At 64.2% G+C, this 21,477-nt stretch carries 22 protein-coding genes; 8 read left to right on the top strand and 14 right to left on the bottom strand.

Annotation, left to right across the window (positions count from 1 at the left end; genetic code table 11):
- Positions 1–6: 6 nt before the first annotated feature.
- Positions 7–366 carry a tRNA-binding protein gene (locus EH240_RS24455; protein ID WP_125003415.1) on the top strand — a complete coding sequence of 120 codons (360 nt, stop codon included), beginning with the start codon at positions 7–9 and terminating at the stop codon, positions 364–366.
- A gap of 190 nt (positions 367–556) precedes the next feature.
- On the opposite strand, the gene EH240_RS24460 is transcribed toward EH240_RS24455, so the two are convergent.
- The 5 genes from EH240_RS24460 to EH240_RS24475 all read right to left on the bottom strand — a co-directional run bounded on the left by EH240_RS24460 (position 557) and on the right by EH240_RS24475 (position 4,712).
- Complete coding sequence (locus EH240_RS24460; RefSeq protein WP_245436333.1) at positions 557–1,648, bottom strand: glycosyltransferase family 4 protein; 1,092 nt, start codon at positions 1,646–1,648, stop codon at positions 557–559.
- On the bottom strand, positions 1,636–1,797 hold the full coding sequence (locus EH240_RS38135) for a hypothetical protein (protein ID WP_167484137.1): 162 nt from the start codon (positions 1,795–1,797) through the stop codon (positions 1,636–1,638). Before EH240_RS38135 ends, EH240_RS24460 begins: the two co-directional genes overlap by 13 nt.
- 124 nt (positions 1,798–1,921) lie before the next feature.
- Positions 1,922–3,337 carry an ATP-binding protein gene (locus EH240_RS24465; protein ID WP_125003417.1) on the bottom strand — a complete coding sequence of 472 codons (1,416 nt, stop codon included), beginning with the start codon at positions 3,335–3,337 and terminating at the stop codon, positions 1,922–1,924.
- Positions 3,338–3,472: 135 nt separating this feature from the next.
- Complete coding sequence (locus EH240_RS24470; protein WP_059188911.1) at positions 3,473–4,192, bottom strand: response regulator; 720 nt, start codon at positions 4,190–4,192, stop codon at positions 3,473–3,475.
- Positions 4,179–4,712, bottom strand: a complete 534-nt coding sequence (locus EH240_RS24475) for a MarR family winged helix-turn-helix transcriptional regulator (RefSeq protein ID WP_167484138.1) — start codon at positions 4,710–4,712, stop codon at positions 4,179–4,181. Before EH240_RS24475 ends, EH240_RS24470 begins: the two co-directional genes overlap by 14 nt.
- A gap of 261 nt (positions 4,713–4,973) precedes the next feature.
- On the opposite strand from EH240_RS24475, the gene EH240_RS24480 reads away from it, so the two are divergent.
- The 3 genes from EH240_RS24480 (at position 4,974) to EH240_RS24490 (ending at position 7,159) form a co-directional block, all read left to right on the top strand.
- Complete coding sequence (locus tag EH240_RS24480) at positions 4,974–5,867, top strand: branched-chain amino acid aminotransferase (RefSeq protein WP_125003421.1); 894 nt, start codon at positions 4,974–4,976, stop codon at positions 5,865–5,867.
- A gap of 146 nt (positions 5,868–6,013) precedes the next feature.
- A complete protein-coding gene (locus EH240_RS24485; RefSeq protein ID WP_125003422.1) occupies positions 6,014–6,331 on the top strand; it encodes a hypothetical protein in 318 nt (105 codons plus the stop codon).
- A gap of 186 nt (positions 6,332–6,517) precedes the next feature.
- On the top strand, positions 6,518–7,159 hold the full coding sequence (locus EH240_RS24490; protein ID WP_125003424.1) for an MBL fold metallo-hydrolase: 642 nt from the start codon (positions 6,518–6,520) through the stop codon (positions 7,157–7,159).
- A 77-nt stretch (positions 7,160–7,236) separates the two neighbouring features.
- Here EH240_RS24490 and EH240_RS24495 read toward each other — a convergent pair whose 3' ends face one another.
- From EH240_RS24495 to EH240_RS24505, 3 genes are all read right to left on the bottom strand, one after another.
- Positions 7,237–7,647, bottom strand: coding sequence for a BA14K family protein (locus EH240_RS24495; protein ID WP_125003426.1), 411 nt, complete (start codon positions 7,645–7,647; stop codon positions 7,237–7,239).
- A gap of 191 nt (positions 7,648–7,838) precedes the next feature.
- Positions 7,839–8,051, bottom strand: coding sequence for a cold-shock protein (locus EH240_RS24500; protein ID WP_006202521.1), 213 nt, complete (start codon positions 8,049–8,051; stop codon positions 7,839–7,841).
- Between the two features lie 239 nt (positions 8,052–8,290).
- Positions 8,291–8,503 carry a cold-shock protein gene (locus tag EH240_RS24505; protein WP_006202520.1) on the bottom strand — a complete coding sequence of 71 codons (213 nt, stop codon included), beginning with the start codon at positions 8,501–8,503 and terminating at the stop codon, positions 8,291–8,293.
- 459 nt (positions 8,504–8,962) lie between these two features.
- Here EH240_RS24505 and EH240_RS24510 point away from each other — a divergent pair, with 459 nt between their 5' ends.
- Together EH240_RS24510 and EH240_RS24515 are read left to right on the top strand one after the other, a co-directional pair.
- Entirely contained in the window at positions 8,963–9,379 is a 417-nt protein-coding gene (locus EH240_RS24510) for a Kazal-type serine protease inhibitor family protein (protein ID WP_125003428.1), read from the top strand.
- 188 nt (positions 9,380–9,567) lie between these two features.
- Positions 9,568–11,202, top strand: coding sequence for a tetratricopeptide repeat-containing sulfotransferase family protein (locus tag EH240_RS24515; protein ID WP_125003430.1), 1,635 nt, complete (start codon positions 9,568–9,570; stop codon positions 11,200–11,202).
- 12 nt (positions 11,203–11,214) lie between these two features.
- Here the strand turns inward: EH240_RS24515 and EH240_RS24520 are convergent, their stop codons facing one another.
- The 6 genes from EH240_RS24520 to EH240_RS24545 all read right to left on the bottom strand — a co-directional run bounded on the left by EH240_RS24520 (position 11,215) and on the right by EH240_RS24545 (position 19,129).
- Positions 11,215–11,568 (bottom strand): DUF1428 domain-containing protein, encoded by a 354-nt coding sequence (locus EH240_RS24520; RefSeq protein WP_125003432.1) that lies wholly within the window; start codon positions 11,566–11,568, stop codon positions 11,215–11,217.
- A 99-nt stretch (positions 11,569–11,667) separates the two neighbouring features.
- Positions 11,668–12,090, bottom strand: coding sequence for a VOC family protein (locus EH240_RS24525; RefSeq protein WP_125003434.1), 423 nt, complete (start codon positions 12,088–12,090; stop codon positions 11,668–11,670).
- Positions 12,091–12,240: 150 nt separating this feature from the next.
- Positions 12,241–12,423 (bottom strand): hypothetical protein, encoded by a 183-nt coding sequence (locus tag EH240_RS24530; protein WP_125003436.1) that lies wholly within the window; start codon positions 12,421–12,423, stop codon positions 12,241–12,243.
- A gap of 224 nt (positions 12,424–12,647) precedes the next feature.
- Positions 12,648–14,165 (bottom strand): ABC-F family ATP-binding cassette domain-containing protein, encoded by a 1,518-nt coding sequence (locus tag EH240_RS24535; protein ID WP_125003439.1) that lies wholly within the window; start codon positions 14,163–14,165, stop codon positions 12,648–12,650.
- 457 nt (positions 14,166–14,622) lie between these two features.
- Positions 14,623–17,757, bottom strand: a complete 3,135-nt coding sequence (uvrB, locus tag EH240_RS24540; protein WP_125003441.1) for an excinuclease ABC subunit UvrB — start codon at positions 17,755–17,757, stop codon at positions 14,623–14,625.
- Between the two features lie 118 nt (positions 17,758–17,875).
- Positions 17,876–19,129, bottom strand: coding sequence for a hypothetical protein (locus tag EH240_RS24545; RefSeq protein WP_425374829.1), 1,254 nt, complete (start codon positions 19,127–19,129; stop codon positions 17,876–17,878).
- A gap of 154 nt (positions 19,130–19,283) precedes the next feature.
- On the opposite strand from EH240_RS24545, the gene EH240_RS24550 reads away from it, so the two are divergent.
- Positions 19,284–20,333, top strand: coding sequence for a CapA family protein (locus EH240_RS24550; protein ID WP_125003443.1), 1,050 nt, complete (start codon positions 19,284–19,286; stop codon positions 20,331–20,333).
- A 222-nt stretch (positions 20,334–20,555) separates the two neighbouring features.
- Positions 20,556–21,386: a hypothetical protein gene (locus tag EH240_RS24555; RefSeq protein WP_342634109.1), complete on the top strand. Its 831-nt coding sequence runs from the start codon at positions 20,556–20,558 to the stop codon at positions 21,384–21,386.
- The last annotated feature ends 91 nt before the right edge of the window (positions 21,387–21,477 follow it).

Consider the following 21,477-nt stretch of genomic DNA (forward strand, 5'->3'; position numbering starts at 1 on the left):
CCGCCGATGAGTTCCAGCAGCGAGCGCAAACCCGAGATCAGCTTTGCCGATTTCGACCGCGTCGACATTCGTGCCGGCACGATCATCGAGGCCGAGCCGTTCCCGGAGGCGCGAAAGCCGGCATTCAAGCTGAAGATCGATTTCGGCCCGGCGATCGGGGTGAAGAAGTCATCGGCGCAAATCACCAAGTACTACACGCCGGGAACGCTGATCGGCCGGCAGGTCTTCGCGGTCGTCAACTTCCCGCCGCGCCAGATCGGCCCGTTCATGTCGGAGGTGCTGACGCTCGGCTTTCCCGACGAGGAGGGCGCCGTCGTGCTCGGCGCCATCGAGCGCAAGGTGCCGAACGGAGGGCGGCTATTTTAGACCTCGTCATCCACGGGCGGAACGGTAGCGAAGCTCCGTTGCGGAGACCATGGGATCCTGTGCCGTTACATCGGCCGAAGATTGCTGACGGCCCAGAACGGCGCTTATCTCCTCGTCTGCTCCACCGAGCATGGTCGCTTCGCCGCTCCTTCAATGGCGTAGATTCTCCCCCGCAGCGAACGCATACAGATCAGGGCATGGATCCTCGGGTCTGCGCGCCGGCTTTGCCGCCGCTTCGCCCGTGGATGACGAAGGTGGGTGCCAGTCCTCCAGCTTGCGTCCTGCCCAGCGCTTCCTCGACCACGTCAAGGAACATCTCGGCGCAGGCCTTCCAGCTGTAGCGCATGGCGCGCTGGCGCGCCTCCACCCGGTCGATGTGAAGCGCCTTCAGCGAAGCCTCGCGCAGATCCTCGGACACCGCCCCGCCAACACCGTCGCCGACGATATCGATCGGCCCGGTCACCGGATAGGCGGCGACCGGAGTGCCGCTTGCCAGCGCCTCGATTATGACGTTCCCGAAGGTGTCGGTGCGGCTCGGAAAGACGAAGGCGTCGGCCGATGCGTAGATCTCGGCCAGTTCGTCGTTCGGGCGATGGCCGAGGAAATGCGCGTTCGGATAGCGGGCCTTGAGCTTTGCCAGCTCCGGCCCTTCGCCGACCACCACCTTGCTGCCGGGGAGGTCGAGATCGAGGAAGGCGGTCAGGTTCTTTTCGATCGCGACGCGGCCGACGCAAAGGAAGATGGGGCGGGGGAAGCTCGTGTCCTTGCGCTTGTCCGGCCGGAAATGATCGGTGTCGACTCCACGCGTCCAGGGCCTCAGCTTGTTGAAGCCGCGCGAAGCAAGGTCGTCGGCCAGCGACTGCGTGGCGACAAGCGTGCCTTGTCCGGAATTGTGGAAGTCGCGCAGCCAGTTATAGGCCCAGCTTTCCGGCACCGGCAGGCGGGCGCTGAGATATTCGGGAAAGCGCGTGTGGTAGCTGGTGGTGAAGGGACGGCCGGCCTTGCGGCAATAGCGGCGCGCCATGATGCCGAGCGGACCTTCGGTGACGATGTGGATGTGGTCGGCCTCGCGCGCATCGATCAGCCGGGCGACATGACCTGGAGTCGTCAACGCGAGCCGAATGTCCGGATAGGTCGGCAGCGGCAAGGTGCGGAAGATGTTGGGCGTCAGGAAATCGACCTGGACGTCGTAGGATTTCAGCGTTTCGGTTAGCCGCTCCAGCGTGTGGACGACGCCGTTGACCTGCGGCCGCCAAGCATCGGTGACCATCAGGATTCGCATGACGGTCCTTTGGAGGGGCTCTTGAGCGCGCCGGCACGCTGGCGGAACGGCGACCAGGCAGCGGCTCGCGCTTCGCTCCAGCGCACCCGGACAGGCGCGGGATCGAAGCGGGGCGGCATGGCCGAATCGGTAAAGGTCGCGCGCTTCATGCGCGCTCTTGACCATGATTTCATGACGGGCGCATGAAGCAGTAGTTTGATTGAGCATGATCTTGTCCGAAAACCGGTTTCCACTTTTTGCTACGCTGACCTTCGGTTCGGGATCATGCTCCGATTACGCGGGCACCTTGATCACCGCGCGCAAACCGCCAAGCGGGCTGTCTTCAAGCGTAATATCACCGCCATGGGTGCGGGCGATGTCGCGAGCGATCGACAGGCCGAGGCCGGTGCCGCTGGCATCGAGATTGCGCGCCTCATCCAGCCGCAGGAATGGCTTGAACACCTCTTCGCGCTTGTCGGGCGCGATGCCCGGGCCGTCGTCGTCGATGGTGATGGTGAGCGAGCCGCGGCCGTGGTTGGCATGGACCTCGACGGTCTTGGCGTAGCGGAAGGCATTGCCGATGACGTTGGACATCAGCCTGGCAAAGGCGTTCGGCCGCACATGCACGGTCGGATCGCCGGTCAGCGAGGTCGACAGCTTGCATTTGCGCAGCCGCGCTTCCTCGCCCAGCTTCTGGAAATAGGCGTCGAGATCGAAGCGGCCGGTATCCTCGGCCGCCTCGCCGCGGGCGAAGGAGAGATAGCCCTCCAGCATCGACTGCATGTCGTCGATGTCCTGGTTGAGCGCCGCCTTGGTCTCGGCCTTGCCGCCGGCCAGCGCCAGCTGCAGCTTGAAGCGGGTGAGGATGGTCCTGAGGTCGTGGCTGACGCCGGTCAGCATGGCGGTGCGCTGTTCGATCTGGCGCTCTATGCGCTCGCGCATCTGGATGAAGGCGAAGCCGGCGCGACGCACTTCCTCCGCGCCGCGCGGACGGAAATCGCGCGGCATCGGCCGCCCCTTGCCGAAGCTCTCGGCGGCTTCGGCCAAGGTCAGGATCGGCCTTATTTGGTTGCGCAGGAACGGGATCGCGATCATCAAGAGCACCAGCGAGGTGCCGACCATCCAGATCAGGAAGATGTGGGTGTTGGAAGCATAGGCCTGGCTGCGGCGCACGAAGACGCGCAAGACCTTGCCTTCGAGCTGGACGCGGACCTCGACGATGTTGGAATTGCCGACCGTGTCGATCCAGAAGGGACGGTTGATCTGCCGGGTGATCTCCGACGACAGCGCCTCGTCGAGGATTGAGAAGAACGGCTTCGGCCCGGGCGCCGGCAACGGATCGGGCGGCAGCAGGTCCACTTTCAACTGCATGCGGTCCTGGGCGATGCGGATGATGTTGGCGTAATCGGCGTCGTGCGGATAAGTCTCCATCATGTCGATGATGGCGGCGATGTCGCGGACGGTCGCTTGCGACAGGCGCTGGGTGACCGTCTGCCAGTGGCGCTCCATGAAGACGAAGGCGACGACCGACTGCAGCAGGATCATCGGCGCGATGACGATGATCAGGGAGCGGGCATAGAGCCGCTTCGGCATGTAGAGCGCGACCAGGCGCCAGAACCGGTTCCAGGCGCGCGGCATCGCCCTCAGCGTCCGCAGCGCAAGATCGCCGCGGCCACCGCCCTTGGGCTTTTCCAGTTGCGTGGTCGCCATTCGCCCTTCCGCTCGTCGATGGCCGTTCAGCAAAGGGCCGTAAGCGCGCCGTACTTGGCGCGCTTCGCTTCTTTGGTTTGCATGCCGTTATCCCAAAACCGATGACCACTTTTGGGCGACATGCCTTAGAACAGTTTATTCCACGCTGAGCCGATACCCAATACCGCGCACGGTCTGCAGCCACACCGGATTGGACGGATCGCGCTCGATCTTGCGGCGCAGCCGGTTGATCTGGACATCGATGGTACGCTCGCCGACATCCGATTCGTCGCCGACGAGCTCGTGCCGCGGTATGGTCTCGCCCGCACGCGCCGCGAAAATCGCCAGGATTTCCTGCTCACGGTCGGTCAGCTTCAGCGCCTCGCCGCCACGCTTCAGCTCGCGCTTGGCGATCTGGAACGTGTAAGGGCCGAAGACGAGCTGCTCGACCTTCGGCGTCGCCGCCGGTCCGCCGCGGCGCAGGATGTTGTTGATGCGCAGGATGAGCTCACGCGGATCGAAGGGCTTCGGCAGATAGTCGTCGGCGCCGGCCTCCAGTCCGGTGATGCGGCTGTCGGTTTCCGACAGCGCGGTCAGCATCAGGATCGGCACGTTCTTCTCGGCCCGCAGCGCCTTGGTGAGGTCGACGCCGGTTTCGCCAGGCATCATGACGTCGAGCACGAGCAGGTCGAAGTCGAGCCCCGCGAGCTTGCGCCGGGCCTCGCCGGAGTTGCCGGCAACAGTGACGCGGAAACCGTTCTCGGACAAATATTGCTTGAGCAGATTACGGATGCGGGTGTCGTCATCGACCACCAGCAGATGCGGCGCATCATCGCCGGGCGCTGCCGGATGATCAACCTTCTCAGTGGTCTCCATTTTTCTTCCCCGATGTTTGCGCAGGCACAATGTTGATCTGCGCCCTTAGTTCCGGATTGACCATCGCCTCCAGGAATCTTTCGATCGAGGCGCGTTCGGCGGTCCCGGAATCCTCCAATGCAGCACGGATGCGGCGCGACTGTGGCCGTGCCAGCGCCAGCGCCAGCGCGCGGCCCTTGGCGGTCGGGTAGAGCTCGCGCTGCCGGCGGTCGCGCGGGCCTTGCACCTGGACGATATGGTCGGTGTCGATCAGCTGTTTCAACACCCGCGCCAGGCTCTGCTTGGTGATCTTCAGCACGTCGAGCAACTCGGCAACCGTCAGCCCGGGCCTGCGGTTGACGAAATGCAGCACGCGGTGATGGGCGCGGCCGAAGCCGTAATCGGCAAGGATCTGGTCGGGATCGGAGGTGAAGTCGCGATAGGCGAAGAAAAACAACTCGATGATGGCAAAGTCGATGCCGTCCTCGTCGGTGATCGCCGTCCTGATCGGTTTTCCGGCTGCGGGGCTTCGATCCGTCATCATGTCTCCGTGCCAAGCGGGGATTATGTCAGTACTATTGACGTAATTTCCCGACAATGATAATTTTTGACAAGCTTTTCGGCGGATTGCGAACGAAAAGGCAAGTGGAAGCCGTTTTTCCGGAACTTCCTGAGTTTGCCATGGATTGAATATCCGCCTACGTTTCCAGGCACCGGCCGGCGTTTCGGACCCTGTGGCGCGGCTGACACGAAACGCCATATGACACAACGATTTGCGGGCGCCCGCCCGCGGGAGGTTTCCATGGCATCCGTTCCCTTCGACCAACTGGACGGCTTCATCTGGATGAACGGCGAGTTCGTCAAATGGGTCGACGCCAAGATCCACGTGCTGACCCACGGCCTGCATTATGCCAGCGCCGTCTTCGAGGGCGAGCGCGCCTATGGCGGCCAGATCTTCAAGCTGACCGAGCACAACGAGCGCCTGCATGAATCGGCGCGCCTGCTCGGCTTCAAGATTCCCTATTCGGTCGCCGAGCTCGACGAGGCCTGCCGCGCGCTTCTGAAGAAGCAGGGCTTCCAGGACGCCTATGTGCGCCCGATCGCCTGGCGCGGCAGCGAGCAGATGGGCGTTTCGGCGCAGAACAATCGCATCAACTGCGCCATCGCCATATGGCAATGGCCGAGCTATTTCGACCCGGCGCAGAAGTTGAAGGGCATCCGCCTCGACGTCGCCGAATGGCGCCGGCCCGACCCGCGCACCGCGCCGTCCAAGTCCAAGGCTGCCGGCCTCTACATGATCTGCACGCTCTCCAAGCATGCCGCCGAGGCCAAGGGCTACGCCGACGCCATGATGCTCGACTGGCGCGGCCAGGTGGCGGAGGCCACCGGCGCCAACATCTTCTTCGTCAAGGACGGCAAGCTCCATACGCCGACGCCTGACTGCTTCCTCGACGGCATCACCCGCTGCACCGTGATCGGCCTTGCCGCGGATCGTGGCTTCGAGGTGATCGAGCGCGTCATCATGCCGGAAGAGCTCGAAGGCTTCGAGCAGTGCTTCCTCACCGGCACGGCCGCGGAAGTCACCCCGGTTTCGGAGATCGGTCCGTATCGATTCGAGGTCGGCGAGATCGCAAAGACGTTGATGAATGACTATTCTGCTGCAGTGCAACCAAAGCACGCCATTGCTGCAGAATAGAGATAGTCACAGCTTTTTTGTGCAACAGGGGTGGTTTTCGGGCCGCCCCTTTTATTTAAGCGCCTGCGCATTTGACTTTCGAACAATTCGGCGTCTCATGATGGCGTCGGCCCGAGGAGGCTGGCGGCTATGGAGGGACTAGGTACATGGATACGAACACGCTCGTTGCGATCGTTATTCAGGTGATTACGGGTATTATCGGCGGTCAGGCAGTCGGCGCGGCGTTGAAAACGGCGGCACTGGGTCAGCTTCCCAAGATCCTCGGTGGCGCCATCGGCGGCGTCGGCGGCGCGGCCATTCTCGGCAGCCTGCTCGGCGGCGGCACGGTCGATCCGGCGGCGGCCGCGGCAGCGGCGGGCGGACTGGGCAGCGCGTTGAACGTGCAGAACATCGTCGGCGGCGCCGGCGGCGGCGCCATCCTGACCGCCATCATCGGCGCGGTCATGGGCGCGATGAAGAAATAGGCCCGTCCTTTTCGGGGTTCGCCATGGGCGGCTACGGCCGCCCATTTCTTTTCAAGCATTTGGTGGCGGCTACGGCCGCCCATTTCTTTTCGAGGATCATTCGCTCGGGCTGACGGTGGACGCAGTCCGCCGTGCTCTCTACATCAGGGCGACACTTCGAAGGAAAGTCCGTGGGGAAGGAAAGTCATGGGTCAACTCAATGCCGGCATTGTGCCGGTCACGCCCTTCCAGCAGAACTGCGCCATCCTGTTCGACATGAACGACAGGAACGGCGTCGTCGTCGATCCCGGCGGCGATGTCGACAAGATACTGGCGGCGCTCAAGGATAATGCGATCACCGCGGAGGCGATCTGGATCACCCACGGCCATATCGATCATGCCGGCGGCGCGATGGAGCTGAAGGATGCGCTCGGCATCGACATCGTCGGCCCGCACGAGGCCGATCGGCCGCTGCTTGCCAACCTCGAGAACCAGGCCAGGCGTTTCGGGCTCGCGGATCCCGTGCGAAACTGCATTCCGGACCGTTTCCTCAGCGAAGGCGACACGGTCTCGTTTGGGGCGCATGTGTTCGAGGTGCTGCATTGCCCGGGGCATGCGCCGGGTCATGTCGTCTACTACGACCGCGCGGCCAAGTTCGCCCATGTCGGCGACGTGCTGTTTCGCGGCTCGATCGGCCGCACCGATCTGCCGGGCGGCGATCACGCCGCGCTGATCGCCTCGATAAAGGATAAGCTTCTGCCGCTCGGCGACGATATCGGCTTCATCTGCGGCCACGGTCCGGGCGGCCGCTTCGGCGAGGAGCGCCGGACCAATCCCTTCTTGACCTGATCCTCTCCGCAAAGAAAAAGCGCCGCTGGAGGGCGGCGCTTCGCTTTTTTGCCTGGGAAAGGGAACTCAAGAATTACTTAGTTGGCGACGCAGAAATGCTGCTCGCCATCGTTGCCGGTGAATGTGCCGGTTCGCGAGTTGAAGCTGCGGTAGCGGTCCGAGCAATACTCGTACCAGTCGCGGGTCCACGGCTCGGCATAGCGGTCGGCATAGACGACACGCGGCTGAACGTAGTAGCGGCGAACGGGCCGGTCGACATAATAGCCGTCATCGTAGGCCGGATCGTAGTATCTCGGCCCGGGGTTGCTGAGCGCGCTACCGATGAGGGCGCCCGCCGCCAGGCCGACAACGCCGGCGGCGAGGGTATCGCCATGCCCGTTATGATGACGACGCCAGCGCCAATCGTCAGCATTTGCCGCCGAGAAGGTGGTCAAACTGGTCGCGGCAATGCCTGCGGTCAGAATGGCGGTCTTGAGAATTCGGTTCATTTTCGGTCTCCTTCGCGCCGGCCCGCGTATTTTTCGGGGGATGCGGATCGGCTTTAGCAAAGGTTAATAGAAGACCGTGGCTGAACGGAGGCTGAACGGAATTGACGAACGATCACGCGGCTCGAACAGAATTCCGAGCTCTGCGGGGCGTCCCGCTAGCTCAGCCTCCGTCGGATCTGTCTTGAGACGGCCTAGCCGATAGACAGATTGACGGCCTTCGGACCCTTGCCGCGCTTGTCCGGCTCGGTGTCGAATGTCACTTTCTGCCCATCCTCAAGACCGGGAAGGCCCGACGCCTGCACGGCCGAAATATGGACGAAGACATCCTTCGCACCATCGTCGGGCGTGATGAAGCCGAAGCCCTTGGCATGGTTGAAGAATTTGACGGTGCCGGTCTGCGGCATGGGAAGCTCCTTTGATCCCATCAAGTCAGTCTCGGGCCGGCAAATTGCCCGAGAGGAAATTTGTCCTTTATTTTAGCGCTATCGGCAAGAGAAAGTTTTCGCCTGCCAATCCAACCATTTGCCGGACAAAAAAAGGGCGCGACGGTTCCGTCGCGCCCTCGAAAACTCAAGCTTCTTGCGAAGCCGATTCATGATCCTGCCGCGCCGTTCACCAGCGGAAGACAGGGAGCTTTGCCCGCTCAGGCCGCACGCAGGTTGACCGCCTTCGGGCCCTTGCCCATGCGGTCCGGTTCGACGTCGAAAGTGACCTTCTGGCCGTCGACGAGCGTGCGCAGGCCGGAGGCCTCGATCGCGGAGATGTGGACGAACACGTCCTTGGCGCCGCCATCGGGCGTGATGAAGCCGAAGCCTTTGGTGGCGTTGAAGAACTTTACGGTGCCGGTCTGGGCCATTGGGGAAACTCCTTCACCCGTCAGTCTTGTGGTTTACCCGCTGCCTCTCGCCTCGGGCAAGTCCCGGTGGTTGCTTCGGCAGTCATGCATTGGCGCATGGTCAAACCCCCCGCCGAAAACGGGGCCGTCAGAGATTCACACTTGTCGGGGAAAGGTCGTCCAAAACGTGCCGCTCTCCGGGTCGTAAATGCCCGAACACGAAATTTATTACACGGAAACGTGATGGTTGCAAGACAGCGCCGCGGGCGGCCCTCGGCGTGTCTGACGCAGGGGCATCGATAGACCTGGTGTCATGACAGGTCATCGGCCAGAGGAAAGCCAGGCATGGGCCAGTGTGAAGGCCGTCCGGCGACCGGTCTTGCGGCTCAGACAACCACAAACCGGGGTTGCATTCGGAAGCGGAATAGCGAGGATTGCGCGAGCCGGCTCCATTTGCGCCGGGGCTCAAGGAGGGATTTCATGCGATTTCTTGCGGCAATCGTCTCAAGGCAGGGCTTTGTCGTTCTGCTCCTGTCGGCTCTTCTGGCAGCCTGCACCGTGGTGGCCGACGATGGGCCGCGCCCGCGGCCGCCAAGGCCGCAGCCGCAATTCTGCACCATGCAATACGATCCGGTCTGCGCGCGGCGCGGCGGCGACCGCCAGACCTTCGCCAATGCCTGCCTGGCAGACAGGGCAGGGTATCGCATCGTGCGCGACGGACCGTGCCGCGACGGCGGCGCTGGAGGCGACGGTGGCGGTGGAGGCGGCGGAGAGACCTTCTGCACCCGCGAATACGCGCCGGTATGCGCCAGGCGCCTTGGCGAGGCGCGCACCTTCCCGAACGCATGCGAAGCGCGTGCCGCGGACTATCGCATCGTCGGCGACGGGCCCTGCTAGCGCGGCCGGGTTTGCGTTTCGCGTCGCGGGCAATCCGTCGGAGCGCTACCCACACCCTTGAATCTCTCGCCCGCTTGGCTTAGGTCCGGCGGGCGGACAAACACGGCAGGTTTCCCATTAACAGAGATCAAAGACGAGCGGCAGGCGCGAGTGGCAAGGCCGGTTCGGCCAGTCCGCTCGATTCCTATGTGCAGCGGGCGCTGCAACTGCACCAGGCAGGGCGCCGCCAGGACGCGGAGGCGCTTTACCGGCAGGTGCTGGGGCAGCAGCCGAACCATGCCGCCGCACTGCATTTCCTCGGCCTCCTGTTGCACCAGACCGGTCGCAGCGAGGAAGGGCTCGACCTCATCGAGCAATCGGTGACGCTGCAGCCCGGCAATGCCGATTTCCTCAACAACATGGGCACGGTCATGCGCGACCTCGGCCGCGTTGCAGCCGCCGTCGATTTCTTCCGCGGCGCGGTGGAGATCCGGCCGGACCAATTGGCAGCGCGCGACAATCTCGGCTCGTCGCTGAAGCAACTCGGCCAGTTCGAAGGCGCCGAGGAGATCTACCGCGGCACGATCGGCCGCAACCCGTTCCATGTCCGCGCCCGCATCGGCCTGGCCGAAACGCTGCAGGAAGCCGGGCGCCTTGACGAGGCGATCGCGCTGTTCCGCGAGTCGCTTTCGATCCGGCCCAAGGATGCGGAGCTGCTCTACGGGCTCGGCGTCGCCATGATGGAGAAGGGCAAGCTCCCTGAAGCCGCCGATCTTGCGCGCCAGGCGGTGGCGATCGCACCCGCCATGGCGAAGGCCTGGCTTTTGCTGACGCAGGTCAAGCGCCAGTCCGAGCGCGACTCCGAGCTCGCAGGGATGGAAGCCGAGCACGCCAAGGCGCCGCGGGACAGCCTTGCGCGCATGCAGCTTTCCTTCGGCCTCGGCAAGGCCAATGACGATTTGAAGGACTATGGTCGCGCCTTCGACTATTTCGCCGAGGGCAACGCGATCCGCCGCAAGGGCATCGACTACGATCCGGCGAGGACGCGCGGCGAGTTCGAGGCGATGAAGGCGGTTTTCGACAAGGCCTTCTTCGAAAAGCACAGGCCGAGCGACATTGCCGACGACACGCCGATCTTCGTCGTCGGCATGCCGCGTTCCGGCACGACGCTGGTCGAGCAGATCATCGCCAGCCATCCGCAGGTCTTTGGCGCGGGCGAGCTCAGCATCCTGAAGACGGCGGTCGGCAAGCAGTTTCCGATGAGCATGCCGGGCGGCTTTCCCTGGGGGATCGCCGACATGCCGGACAAGGCCTTCGCCGAGGCAGGGCAGGCCTATCTCGACATGCTGCACACCCGCTATCCGGGCTTGCGCCATGTCACCGACAAGATGCCGGGCAACTTCCTGCTGGTCGGCTTCCTTCACATGATGCTGCCGAAGGCGAAGATCGTGCATTGCGCGCGCGACGCGGCGGCCACGTGCCTGTCGATCTTCAAGGTGCATTTCCGCGGCGACAGCCATCGTTACGGCTACGATCTCGGCGAGCTCGCCGATTTCCACAACCTCTATGCCGATATCATGGCGCATTGGCACAAGGTGCTGCCCGGCGTCGTCCACGACGTGCGCTATGAGGATTTCGTCGCCGACCAGGAAGGACAGACGCGCGCGCTGATGGCGCATCTCGGCCTGCCATGGGACGACAAGGTGCTGTCGTTCCACGAGACAGACCGGCCGGTGCGCACGGCGTCGGCCGCGCAGGTGCGCCAGCCGATGTATCAGGGCTCGGTCGATCTGTGGAAGCGCTATGGCGAGCGGCTGAAGCCGCTGCTGGACAAATTGGCCTGAGGTCGCTCGGCGCTATAATTCGATGAACGGCTGGAAGCCGCCGAAGATCATGCGCTTGCCGTCGAACGGCATCGTCGACCAGTCCGCCTTGAGGCGTTCATCGGCCATCACCTTGGCCATCACCGCGTCGCGGCTCTGCCTGGATTCATAGACCACCCAGGCGAAGATGACGATCTCGTCGTCCTTCGCCTGCACGGCGCGTGGGAACGAGGTCAGCTCGCCATAGGGTACGTCATCGCCGACGCATTCGACATAGGCGAGCGCGCCGTGCTCCTTCCATACGGCGCCGGCATTCCCAGCCATCTTCTTGTACGCATCAAGATTTGCCTTCGGCACGGCAAGCACGAAACCATCGACATAGGACATGGTGAGCTCCTTTGCTGAAAACGAGCGCCGGGTCGGCGGGGATACGACCCGGCGCAGTGGAGCGCGTCGGCCCTGGGCGACGCTTGCTCGCTAGGAAACCTATTTCACCGGCGCGTTCATCGCCCAGCCGACGCCGAAGGGGTCTTTCACCTGGCCCCAGCGGTCGCCCCAGAACATTACCTGGAGCGGCGTGACGACTTCGCAGCCGGCGTCCACCGCGCGCTTCCACCAGGCGTCGATGTCGTCTCTGCCGAGATGGAGCTGGAGCGTGTAACCCTGCGCCGCCTGATGCGGATGGCCGTGCTCGGGGTAGGCGTCGCACAGCATCAGCGTCGAGCCGTTGACATAGAGATGGATATGCATGGTGCGGCCTTTGTCATCCGGCGGATAGGCAAAGACTTCCTCGGCCCCGAAAGCTTTCTTGTAGAACTCGGCCGCCTTGATGGCGCCGTCGACCTGCAGATAGGGGGTCAGTCCGCCAAGCACTTTCACCGGGGGCGGAACGGGAGTTTGATCGGTCATCGCATCTACCTCTTCTCAATTGGTTTGGCCTTGCAGCCACAGGACGGACGAGGCGACAGCAATCCTACAGGGGTCGCAGAAATTTTCAGAGGGCCGGGCCCGAACGGGCCGGGCAACCGGCGAGCTGTCGCACTGGTTGATTGGCCACTTTCAGATGACCTTGGTCGAGAACGTGGCCTCGCGACGGCTGCTCCGCGTGTCGAGAATTTCCGGAAAACCGATGTCCTTGCGCAGTTCGTCCGGCAGCGAATGCAGGATGCGCTCGCTGCGGTAGCGGGCGCGCGCCGCGGCATATTGGGTGGCAACGCGGCCGATGGATGACAGTATCGACATGATGAACTCTCCCTGGTTGATGCCGGCATCGTCGTGTCGGCATCCCAAGGACGAGAGGTGCTGCCGAAATCCGACAGATCGCCTGAATTTTTTTCGTGCGCCTGGAAAGCCGGCCCGCAGGAGCGCAAAAGTGTGCAGCGGTTTTGCGAAAACGACGTGCATAAAAAACAAAGACCTAAAGCGCGTCGCCTGAATCCGTTTCTGCGCGACGCGCTTTAGGGCTCTCAGCGCTCCGTTTCGGCGGCCGCGCGGAAGAACTCGTCCGGACCGTCGACTTCGACCAGACGCCGCTTCTCGATCAGCCAGAAATGGTTGCCGACCGCGCGGATGAAGGAGCGGTCGTGCGAGGCGAGCAGGCAGCTCGCCTGATGCTTCATCAACTCCTCCTCCAGCGCTTCCTGGCCTTCGATGTCGAGATGGTTGGTCGGCTCGTCGAGGAGGTAGAAGTTGGGGTTGATGAGCCGCAGCACCAGCATCATCAGCCTCGACCGCTGCCCGCCCGACAATGCGCCGATCTTTTTCTCCTGCATCTCGGCGCCGGCGCCGGCGAGAAGCGAGCGCGCCCGCTGCTCGCCGACCTCGAAGCGGCGCGAGACCATCGCCAGCGGCGTGTCGTCGCCGATGCCCGACAGCGCCTGGTCGCTGTAGCCGAGCACGGTCGACGGCGTCACCTTGACGTTCTGCTTCGTCCCGGGTTCGGCGATGGCGGTGCGGATCATCGAAATGAAGCGCGACTTGCCGACGCCGTTGCGGCCGAGCAGCACGATGCGGTCGTCCTGGCAGATGTGGCGCTTGCCGGTCCTGAACAGCAGTGTGCCGTCGGGTGTTTCCACCGCGGCGTCGTCCAGCGTGATCAGCACCTTGGCGTGGGTGCCGCGGTTCGTCAGCCTGATCGCGCCGGCCGAGCGCTCGCGATGTGCAGCCACGGCTGCGTCTTCCAGCTTCTCCGCCCGTTCCTTGAGCTGCCTGGTTTTCACCGTGAGCAGATCGCTGCCGGAATTGACGCCGATGTTGTTGAGCTTGGCGGCCTGCCGGCGCAATTGCTGGGCCACCTTCATATCGCGCTCGAACCTGCGCGCCGTCGAGGCATCGACCTCGTCGAGCGCTTGCCTGGCGCGCGAATAGGGCAGCGAGAACACCGGCGATTCCTGCGGGCGCAGGAACAGCGTGCGGTTGGTGGTGGCGTCGAGAAAGGCGCGGTCGTGGCTGGCGACGATCACCGGCACCTCGCGCGGCAGCGCGTTGAGCCAGGTTTCCAGCTGGCTGATCTTGGCGAGGTCGAGATGGTTGGTCGGCTCGTCGAGCAAAAGCACGTCCGGATCGGTGACCCAGATGCGGGCGATCAGCGCCAGCCGCTGCCAGCCGCCGCTCAAAGCCCGTATCGGCCGGCCGCGCATGTCCTCGGGCACGTCGAGTGAATCCAGCACCACGTCGACACGCCAGAGCTCGCTGCCGCGCTGCTCGGGCGGCAAGGCATCGGCGACCACCTGATGGAAGCCGCAGTCGAGCAGCGTGTCTGGAACGGATTGCTCGACATGGCCGATGCGCAGGCCGCGCGACCGGGTGATGCCGCCGGTTGTGGCGTCCAGTTCACCGGCCAGGCATTTCAGCAAGGTGGATTTGCCACGGCCGTTGGCCGCGACGATACCCAGCCGGTCGCCGGCGCCGATGGTGAGGTCGAGATTGGAAAAGAGCGGCGCACTCATGGTGACGCCGAAGGAGTTGAGGCTGATCAGGGCCATGTCGATTTCTCTGGTCTTGCCGGAGGCGCACTCCGGTCCGATGCGCTTTGACGGTGCGCCGGCAAGCCATCAGGCCAAGTTCAGCGGCACCACGAAGGGCAGACCAAAAATCGAAGCGGGGGAAAATTCCCGGACCGTCCTGGTCAGCCCTGCAAGCAAGCTCGCAGGGCGCAGACAGGGCCGCGCTGACGGTGGTGATCGATAGACACGCAGCCCTCCTTTCCGGACGTTCGAGTGAGGAAATGGCTACACCAGGGGTGGGGTTGGTGGCAAGGGGCCACCTCGCTTCTCCCCCTTTGCGGGAGAAGGTGGCCGAGCGAAGCTCGATCGGATGAGGGGTGGTCCAGCTTGGCGATGCGTTCGAAATCGCCGCCGCCTCATTTCTTCCAACACCGCTCAACCGTCTCGGCGCTGCGCGCCGATCCACCTTCTCCCGCAAGGGGAGAAGGGAAGCCCTCTACCGCCCCGGCCGCCCGGTCTTGCTCGGCCGGCGGTTTTGACGGCGCTCGTCGGCTGGATCCTCGTAGGAGCCGATGCCGGAGCGCTGACGGACAACAGGCTTGTCGGAATCGCCGCGTTCCTTCGCGCCCCCCTCTGTCCTGCCGGCCCCCGCTTGGGGGGAGATCGGCTGAGGCTTCGCCGGCACCTTGCCTTCGACTGGCTTCTCGGTGCGGCGCACTGTCATTTCGTCCAGCGAGTTCTTCCTGAACAATGGCTTGACCGGTTCGCCGGGGATGCCGAAATCGGAGCCGTGCGCCTCCTCGGCTGACTGTCTCTTGAACAGCGAGCGCGAAACCGCGCCCGCGGGCGTCGGCACGTCGGTGCCTGGCCCCATGTCATCTAGCGACGGTTTTGCGAACAGCGGCTTCTTCAACGGCGCGGCGCCCTCGGCGCCCATTTCGTCGAGATGCGGCTTGCGGAACAGGTTGGGCCGGGCAGCCTTGGCCGCCTCTTCGGCGGCGCGTGCTTCATCGAGCTTGCGGAACCGCTCCTGTTCCTCGACCGTACGATGTCTGGCCACGCCCTTGTTGTGTTTGCCCTTTTCGCGGCCCGAGGCGGGACTTTGCCCTTCCACCTCGCGCGCCAGCGGATCATCGGAGATGGCAAGCTCCATCTCGCGCAGCCGCTTGATCTCGTCGCGGATGCGGGCCGCCTTCTCGAAGTCGAGATTGGCGGCGGCGTCGCGCATCTGCTTGTCCAGCGCCTCGAGATGGGTTTTCAGGTTGTTGCCGATCATGGCGCCGGCATCGTTGGTGAACTGTGAGATGTCGGCGCGCACGTGGTCCTTCTCGTAGACCGAGTCCAGGATATCGGAGATGCGCGACTTGACCGATTCCGGCGTGATGCCGTTGGCGGCATTCCACTCCATCTGCTTCTCGCGGCGGCGGTTGGTCTCCGCCATCGCCCGCTCCATCGAGCCGGTGACCTGGTCGGCGTAGAGGATGACCTTGCCGTCGATGTTGCGGGCGGCGCGGCCGATGGTCTGGATCAGCGAGGTCTCCGAGCGCAAAAAACCTTCCTTGTCGGCGTCTAGGATGGCGACGAAGCCGCATTCGGGGATGTCGAGACCCTCGCGCAGCAGGTTGATGCCGACCAGCACGTCGAAGGCGCCGAGGCGAAGGTCGCGCAGGATCTCGATGCGCTCCAGCGTGTCGATGTCGGAGTGCATGTAGCGGACGCGGATGCCGTTCTCGTGCAGATATTCGGTCAGGTCCTCGGCCATGCGCTTGGTCAGCACCGTGACCAGCGTGCGATAGCCCAGCTTTGTGGTCTCACGGATTTCGCCGACGACGTCGTCGACCTGGCTCTTGGCCGGGCGCACCTCGACCGGCGGGTCGATCAGGCCGGTGGGGCGGATGACCTGCTCGGCGAACACGCCGCCGGACTGCTCCAGTTCCCAGTTGCCGGGCGTCGCCGAGACGGCCACCGACAGCGGCCGCATGGCGTCCCACTCCTCGAAGCGCAGCGGCCGGTTGTCCATGCAGGAGGGCAGGCGGAAGCCGTATTCGGCCAGCGTCGCCTTGCGGCGGAAGTCGCCCCGATACATGCCACCGATCTGCGGCACGGTGACGTGGCTTTCGTCGATGAAGATCAGCGCATTGTCGGGCACATATTCGAACAGCGTCGGCGGCGGATCGCCCGGCTGGCGTCCGGTGAGATAGCGCGAATAATTCTCGATGCCGGCGCAGGAGCCGGTCGCCTCCAGCATCTCCAGGTCGAAGCGGGTGCGCTGCTCCAGCCGCTGGGCTTCCAGCAGCCGGCCAGCCTTTTCAAGCTCTTGCAGGCGATGCTTCAGCTCTTCCTTGATCGACTTGATGGCCTGATTCAAGGTCGGGCGCGGCGTCACATAGTGCGAGTTGGCGTAGATCTTGACGCTTTTCAGCTCGCCGGTCTTCTGGCCGGTCAGGGGATCGAACTCGGTGATCGCCTCTATCTCGTCGCCGAACAGCGAGATGCGCCAGGCGCGGTCTTCCAAGTGGGCCGGGAAGATCTCGATCGTGTCGCCGCGCACGCGGAACGAGCCACGCACGAAGTTGATGTCCTGGCGCTTGTACTGTTGCGCCACGAGGTCGGCGAGCAAAGCTCGCTGGTCGAGCCGGTCGCCGACCTGCATCTGGAAGGTCATCGCGGTGTAGGTTTCGACCGAGCCGATACCGTAGATGCAGGACACCGAGGCGACGATGATGACGTCGTCGCGCTCCAGCAGCGAGCGGGTCGCCGAGTGGCGCATGCGGTCGATCTGCTCGTTGATCGAGGATTCCTTCTCGATATAGGTGTCAGTGCGCGGGACGTAGGCCTCGGGCTGGTAGTAGTCGTAGTAGGAGACGAAATACTCGACCGCGTTTTCGGGGAAGAACTTTTTGAACTCGGCGTAGAGCTGCGCCGCCAGCGTCTTGTTCGGCGCGAGGATCAGGGCAGGGCGCTGCGTCTCCTCGATCACCTTGGCCATGGTGAAGGTCTTGCCGGAGCCGGTGACGCCGAGCAGCACTTGGGTCCGGTCGCTCCGGTCGACGCCTTCGACGAGGTCCTTGATGGCGGTCGGCTGGTCGCCGGCTGGCTCGAAATCCGACACCATCTTGATGGCGATGCCGCCTTCCGACTTTTCCGGCCGGGCCGGGCGGTGCGGCGTCCAGAGCTGGCCGTCCTTGTGCAGCGGATTGCCGGATTCGATTAGCGCCGACAGCGCCGCGACCGTAGCGGTGACGCCACTCGAGGAAACCGTCTCGGCGTCCTCCAGGCTGATGTCGAGGCCGGCCACCGGGTTGAGGCCGGCGGCCGCGCGTTCCTTTGCCGACGCAGCGCCGCCCATCGAAGTGCCGCGCGCCGTGCGCCCGGGCGCGGCGGAACGCTCGGGGATTTTTTTCGGCGCCTTTGCCTTCGGCTGTTTTTGCGCCTCGCGCTCGATCTGCCCGGCCCAATCGGAGATCGAGCCGGTCAGCGGCGCGCCGGAGAACTCGCTCTGCGGCGCCTCAGAAAAGCCGCCGGACTTCAACGGCTCTGCCGCGTCGAGGAATTCGGTCAGCGGGCTGCGCCTTTTCGGCGCGCCCTCTTGCGCCGGCGAGGGCGTTTTCTTGTCGGTGCGTTTGGCCATGGCCCGAATATGGGAGGACTCGGCCGAAATGGAAAGAGCGGAGTGAAGGCGCGGCTGACGCTTGCGGACGCTGCTGACAGAAGGCTGTCAGGAGGCCTGTCGCGCGCGCCGCTTCGCCTCAGTTGAACCACAACGCGAAGGTCAGGAAGCCGGCGCCGCCGAACTCGCGCTGGATCTGGTCGAAATCGTCGCTGGTGAGAATTTTTCCGCTCTCAAGGTACGGCGCGATCGCCGGGCCGGTGATCGACAGCACGAGATCGAAAGGTTTCGGCTCGTCGAAGAAGCGCTTCATGTTGATGCCTTTGCCGGCAATGCGGAAATGCGGCAGCATCACGCGGCCTTCGAGAAGGTCCTCGGCCATGGTCAATGCGGCGAGCCACGCCTGCACCTGCTCCTCGCTCACCTCGAGGCCGGTGAGCGGGTTGATGCCCTTCTGCTGCGGTCCGGGCAGCCATTCGCGGTCATTGTCGGTCTCGGCGCGGATCGCCTTCCAGTCCTCGCGCGACAGCCGGATCATCTCCAGGAGGTGACGGCGCGCGGCTTGCCGGCGCTCCGGCTCGACCACCGGCCAGTTGACGAGATGGACCAGCGAGATGAAGTCGGCAAAGCGCCATTCCGAGGCGAAGATGCTGCCGCTCATGCCGCCATCCGGCGGCACGAGCGTGTCCTGCAGCGGCAGTTTCGCGCGCGGGAACAGCATGTGGAAGGAACCGTCGAACATGGCCTTGAAATCATGCGCCAGCCAGAAATCGGCCTGCGCCATCAGGAACTCGGCGTAGCCCTGCAACCAGAAGCCGTCGGCGCGGTCGAAGCGGAAAATGAGCGAAGGTGCGGCATCGCTCGTGTCGACGCTGCCGCGTGAAAGCGAAGCCATGATCGCGGCGACGCTCTCGTCCGGCGCGATCTTGCCGTCTTCGTTGAGGTCGATTCCGGCATGGGCGAGATCGACCACCATGCCGATGTCGGCGTCGGCCGGCACGGAGCTGAGCGTGGCGGCGGATTTCTCCAGCCGGTCGCGGAAGGCGACCAGGATGGCGCGGAACTGTTCATAGGTCAGCGGCTCGGGATCGGGATTGTCCGGCACCGGCAGTCGCATCAGCGGCAGCATGAAGGATTGCGGGCTCTCGAAACCGTGGCGATGCAGCCCGCTGGCCAGGATCTCCAGCGCGGTGAAGAACTCGCCGGCGCCGGCTGCATAGGCCGATGCCGGATCCTTGGCCGCGGCTCCTTCCAAGGTCGACAGCGCCGTGTTCCGGTCAGTCACGCTCTTCGCCTCGAACATGGCCTTTGCCGCCTCTGGCATCTCCGCCCGGGCGGACGACACCGGCAGGAATGCAAACAAGGCGGCTGCAAAGAATGCTGTACGCATCATCATCGCCCTCCACTGCGTCATGTCGCGATCATACACGCATTTTGGCCCAAGGCGTCCTCCAGCCCGCGTCGACCGGCAACGCTGCATTCGGCTTCGTTGTCGGCTTCAACCGGCCCGCGCGACAGTCTACACAGGGCTGACAAAAGGACATGCCGTGTCGAACTATCCGCCTTCCTACAAGCTGTCGTGGCTGCCGCGCTTCCTGAAGCCGTCGCTTGGCGGCGACAGGAACGGTTTCGCGGCGCCCGCTACGACGCTGATGGAGCCGCCGCCAGCGCAAGGCGTGCGGCTTGCCTTCATCGGCGACATCTCGGCAGTCGCCAATCGCACGGCACCCGAATGCGATCCCGCGCTCACGGCGCTGCTTGCTTCCGCCGATCTCGTGATCGGCAATTGCGAGAGCCCGATCGTCAAGCGGCCGAGCGCCGCTGTGGGCACGCGGCTCGGCACGCATCACGCGATGACCGAACGCTTCCTGGCCGACGCGCTGGCGGCCGTCGGAATTGCCCACGACAAGCTCGTATTGTCGCTTGCCAACAATCATGTGCTCGACCAGGGCGTTGCCGGCTTCGAGGAGACAGTCGCGGCGCTGGGGCGGCTCGGCATTCGCACCATCGGCGCGACGGTTGGCGGGCCGGTCCAGCGCCATGCCGCCGGGCCGCTGACGATCGGCTTCGCCGCGTTCACGCTCTGGCGCAACGCTGGCGAAGCCGAATTTCGAGCGCGGGTTTCCATGGACAGCGATCCGGCTGATTGGTTGCGCGGGTCTGGCGCAGGCGTCGATCTCTTATGCGCCGTGCCGCATTGGGACTGGGAGTTCCGGCATTTTCCGAGACCGGCGACGCGGGCGCTGGCTCAGCGACTGGCGGGCCATGGCGTGCGGCTGATCGCCGGTCATCACGCGCATGTGGTTCAGCCGGTCGAGCAGATCGGCGATGCGCTCGTCGCCTATGGCTTGGGCGACTTCCTCGGCACGGCTTTTGCCAGACAGCCATGGCCCGGCCGCATCGGCTCGATCCTGGTCGTTGACGTCAGCACTGACGCCGCCACGCGCGGCAAGATTGCCGCGTACCGGTTGCATTTCTTCATGCGGCTCGCCAAGGGCGGCCACGAGCGGCTGGTCCCGGTGGAGAGGCTGGACGGACTGACGGGGCAGCGGGTTGTGGCTCGCCTGGATGCGATTTTTCCAGGCCGAGAGGACTGACCGCCGTTGGCTGTGACCTGGCGACTTTCGCGCAAAAGTCGCTATCATGGCGAGCGGTGCAACGCCGGCCGGGGGTGGCCATGGAAGCAGCGGATTTCATGCCGAGCGAAGCCGATATCGCCGGCATCAGGCGCGGCATCGAGGCCTATGAGGCGAAGCGGGCGTCGGCCCAGAAACAGGTGCGCTGGCGGGTGCCGCTGTTTGTCGGTCTGGTCATCGTGTTTGTCGGGGCTCGTCGCGTGGCTGTTCAACAGCGCCGCCGATCCCAACGAGCAGTGGTTCTCGACGCCGCATGTCTTTCTCTATCTTGGCGGCTTCATCGTTGCGGTGCTGCTTTATTTCCAGGCGCTGCGGCCGGCGACCCGGCTGCAGCAATCCTTCCGCGACACGCTCCTGCCGCTGATCTTCGGCTTCGTGCGCGATGTGCGTTACCAGCACCGCGTGCGGCCGAATTCCTTCGACAGGATGCCGCGCGAGACCCTCGGCGCTTTCAGCCGGCAGAGCTTCGACGACATCATTTCGGGACGCTACGAGGATTTTCCGTTCGAGCTTTACGAGGCGAAGCTCTGGGAAGGCTCCGGCAAGAGCGAGACGACCGCTTTCAAGGGCGTCATCGTCGCCTTCGAGACCATCGAGCCGTTCCCCGGCACGCTGGTTGCCGCCCGCAAGGCCAACAAGGTGGTGCATTTCTTTCGCGGCATGTTCGCCAGCAAGATGCAGGAACTATCATCCGGGGTCGACGAGCTCGACGCCGCCTATGAATTCCGCACCGACAATGTCGAGGCGGCGCGACCGCTGGTCACCGGACGATTGGCGCAGGCGCTGACCTGGCTCGGCGAGACATGGCCTTACGACCAGGCGCGGGTGGCGCTGAGCGGCAGCGACGGTTTTCTCCTGATGCCTCGATCGAAGAACTTCTTCGAGCTGCCTGATATCTCGGTGCCAATCGACTACAACACGCATGTCGCGCCGATGATCGCCGATCTCGGCGCGATGCTGGCGACGGCGGCGCTGGTGCGCAAGACCGGGGCGAGGGACGAAGCGGCCGAGTAATGCTAATCCCTGGCACAGGAATTTTGACGGGTCGGACAGCTCTTGAGTTAGCAAAATCGCGCACTATGGAGATTGGCCGAAGCCCTCGCGA

This window comes from Mesorhizobium tamadayense, assembly GCF_003863365.1.
Classification (GTDB): domain Bacteria; phylum Pseudomonadota; class Alphaproteobacteria; order Rhizobiales; family Rhizobiaceae; genus Mesorhizobium; species Mesorhizobium tamadayense.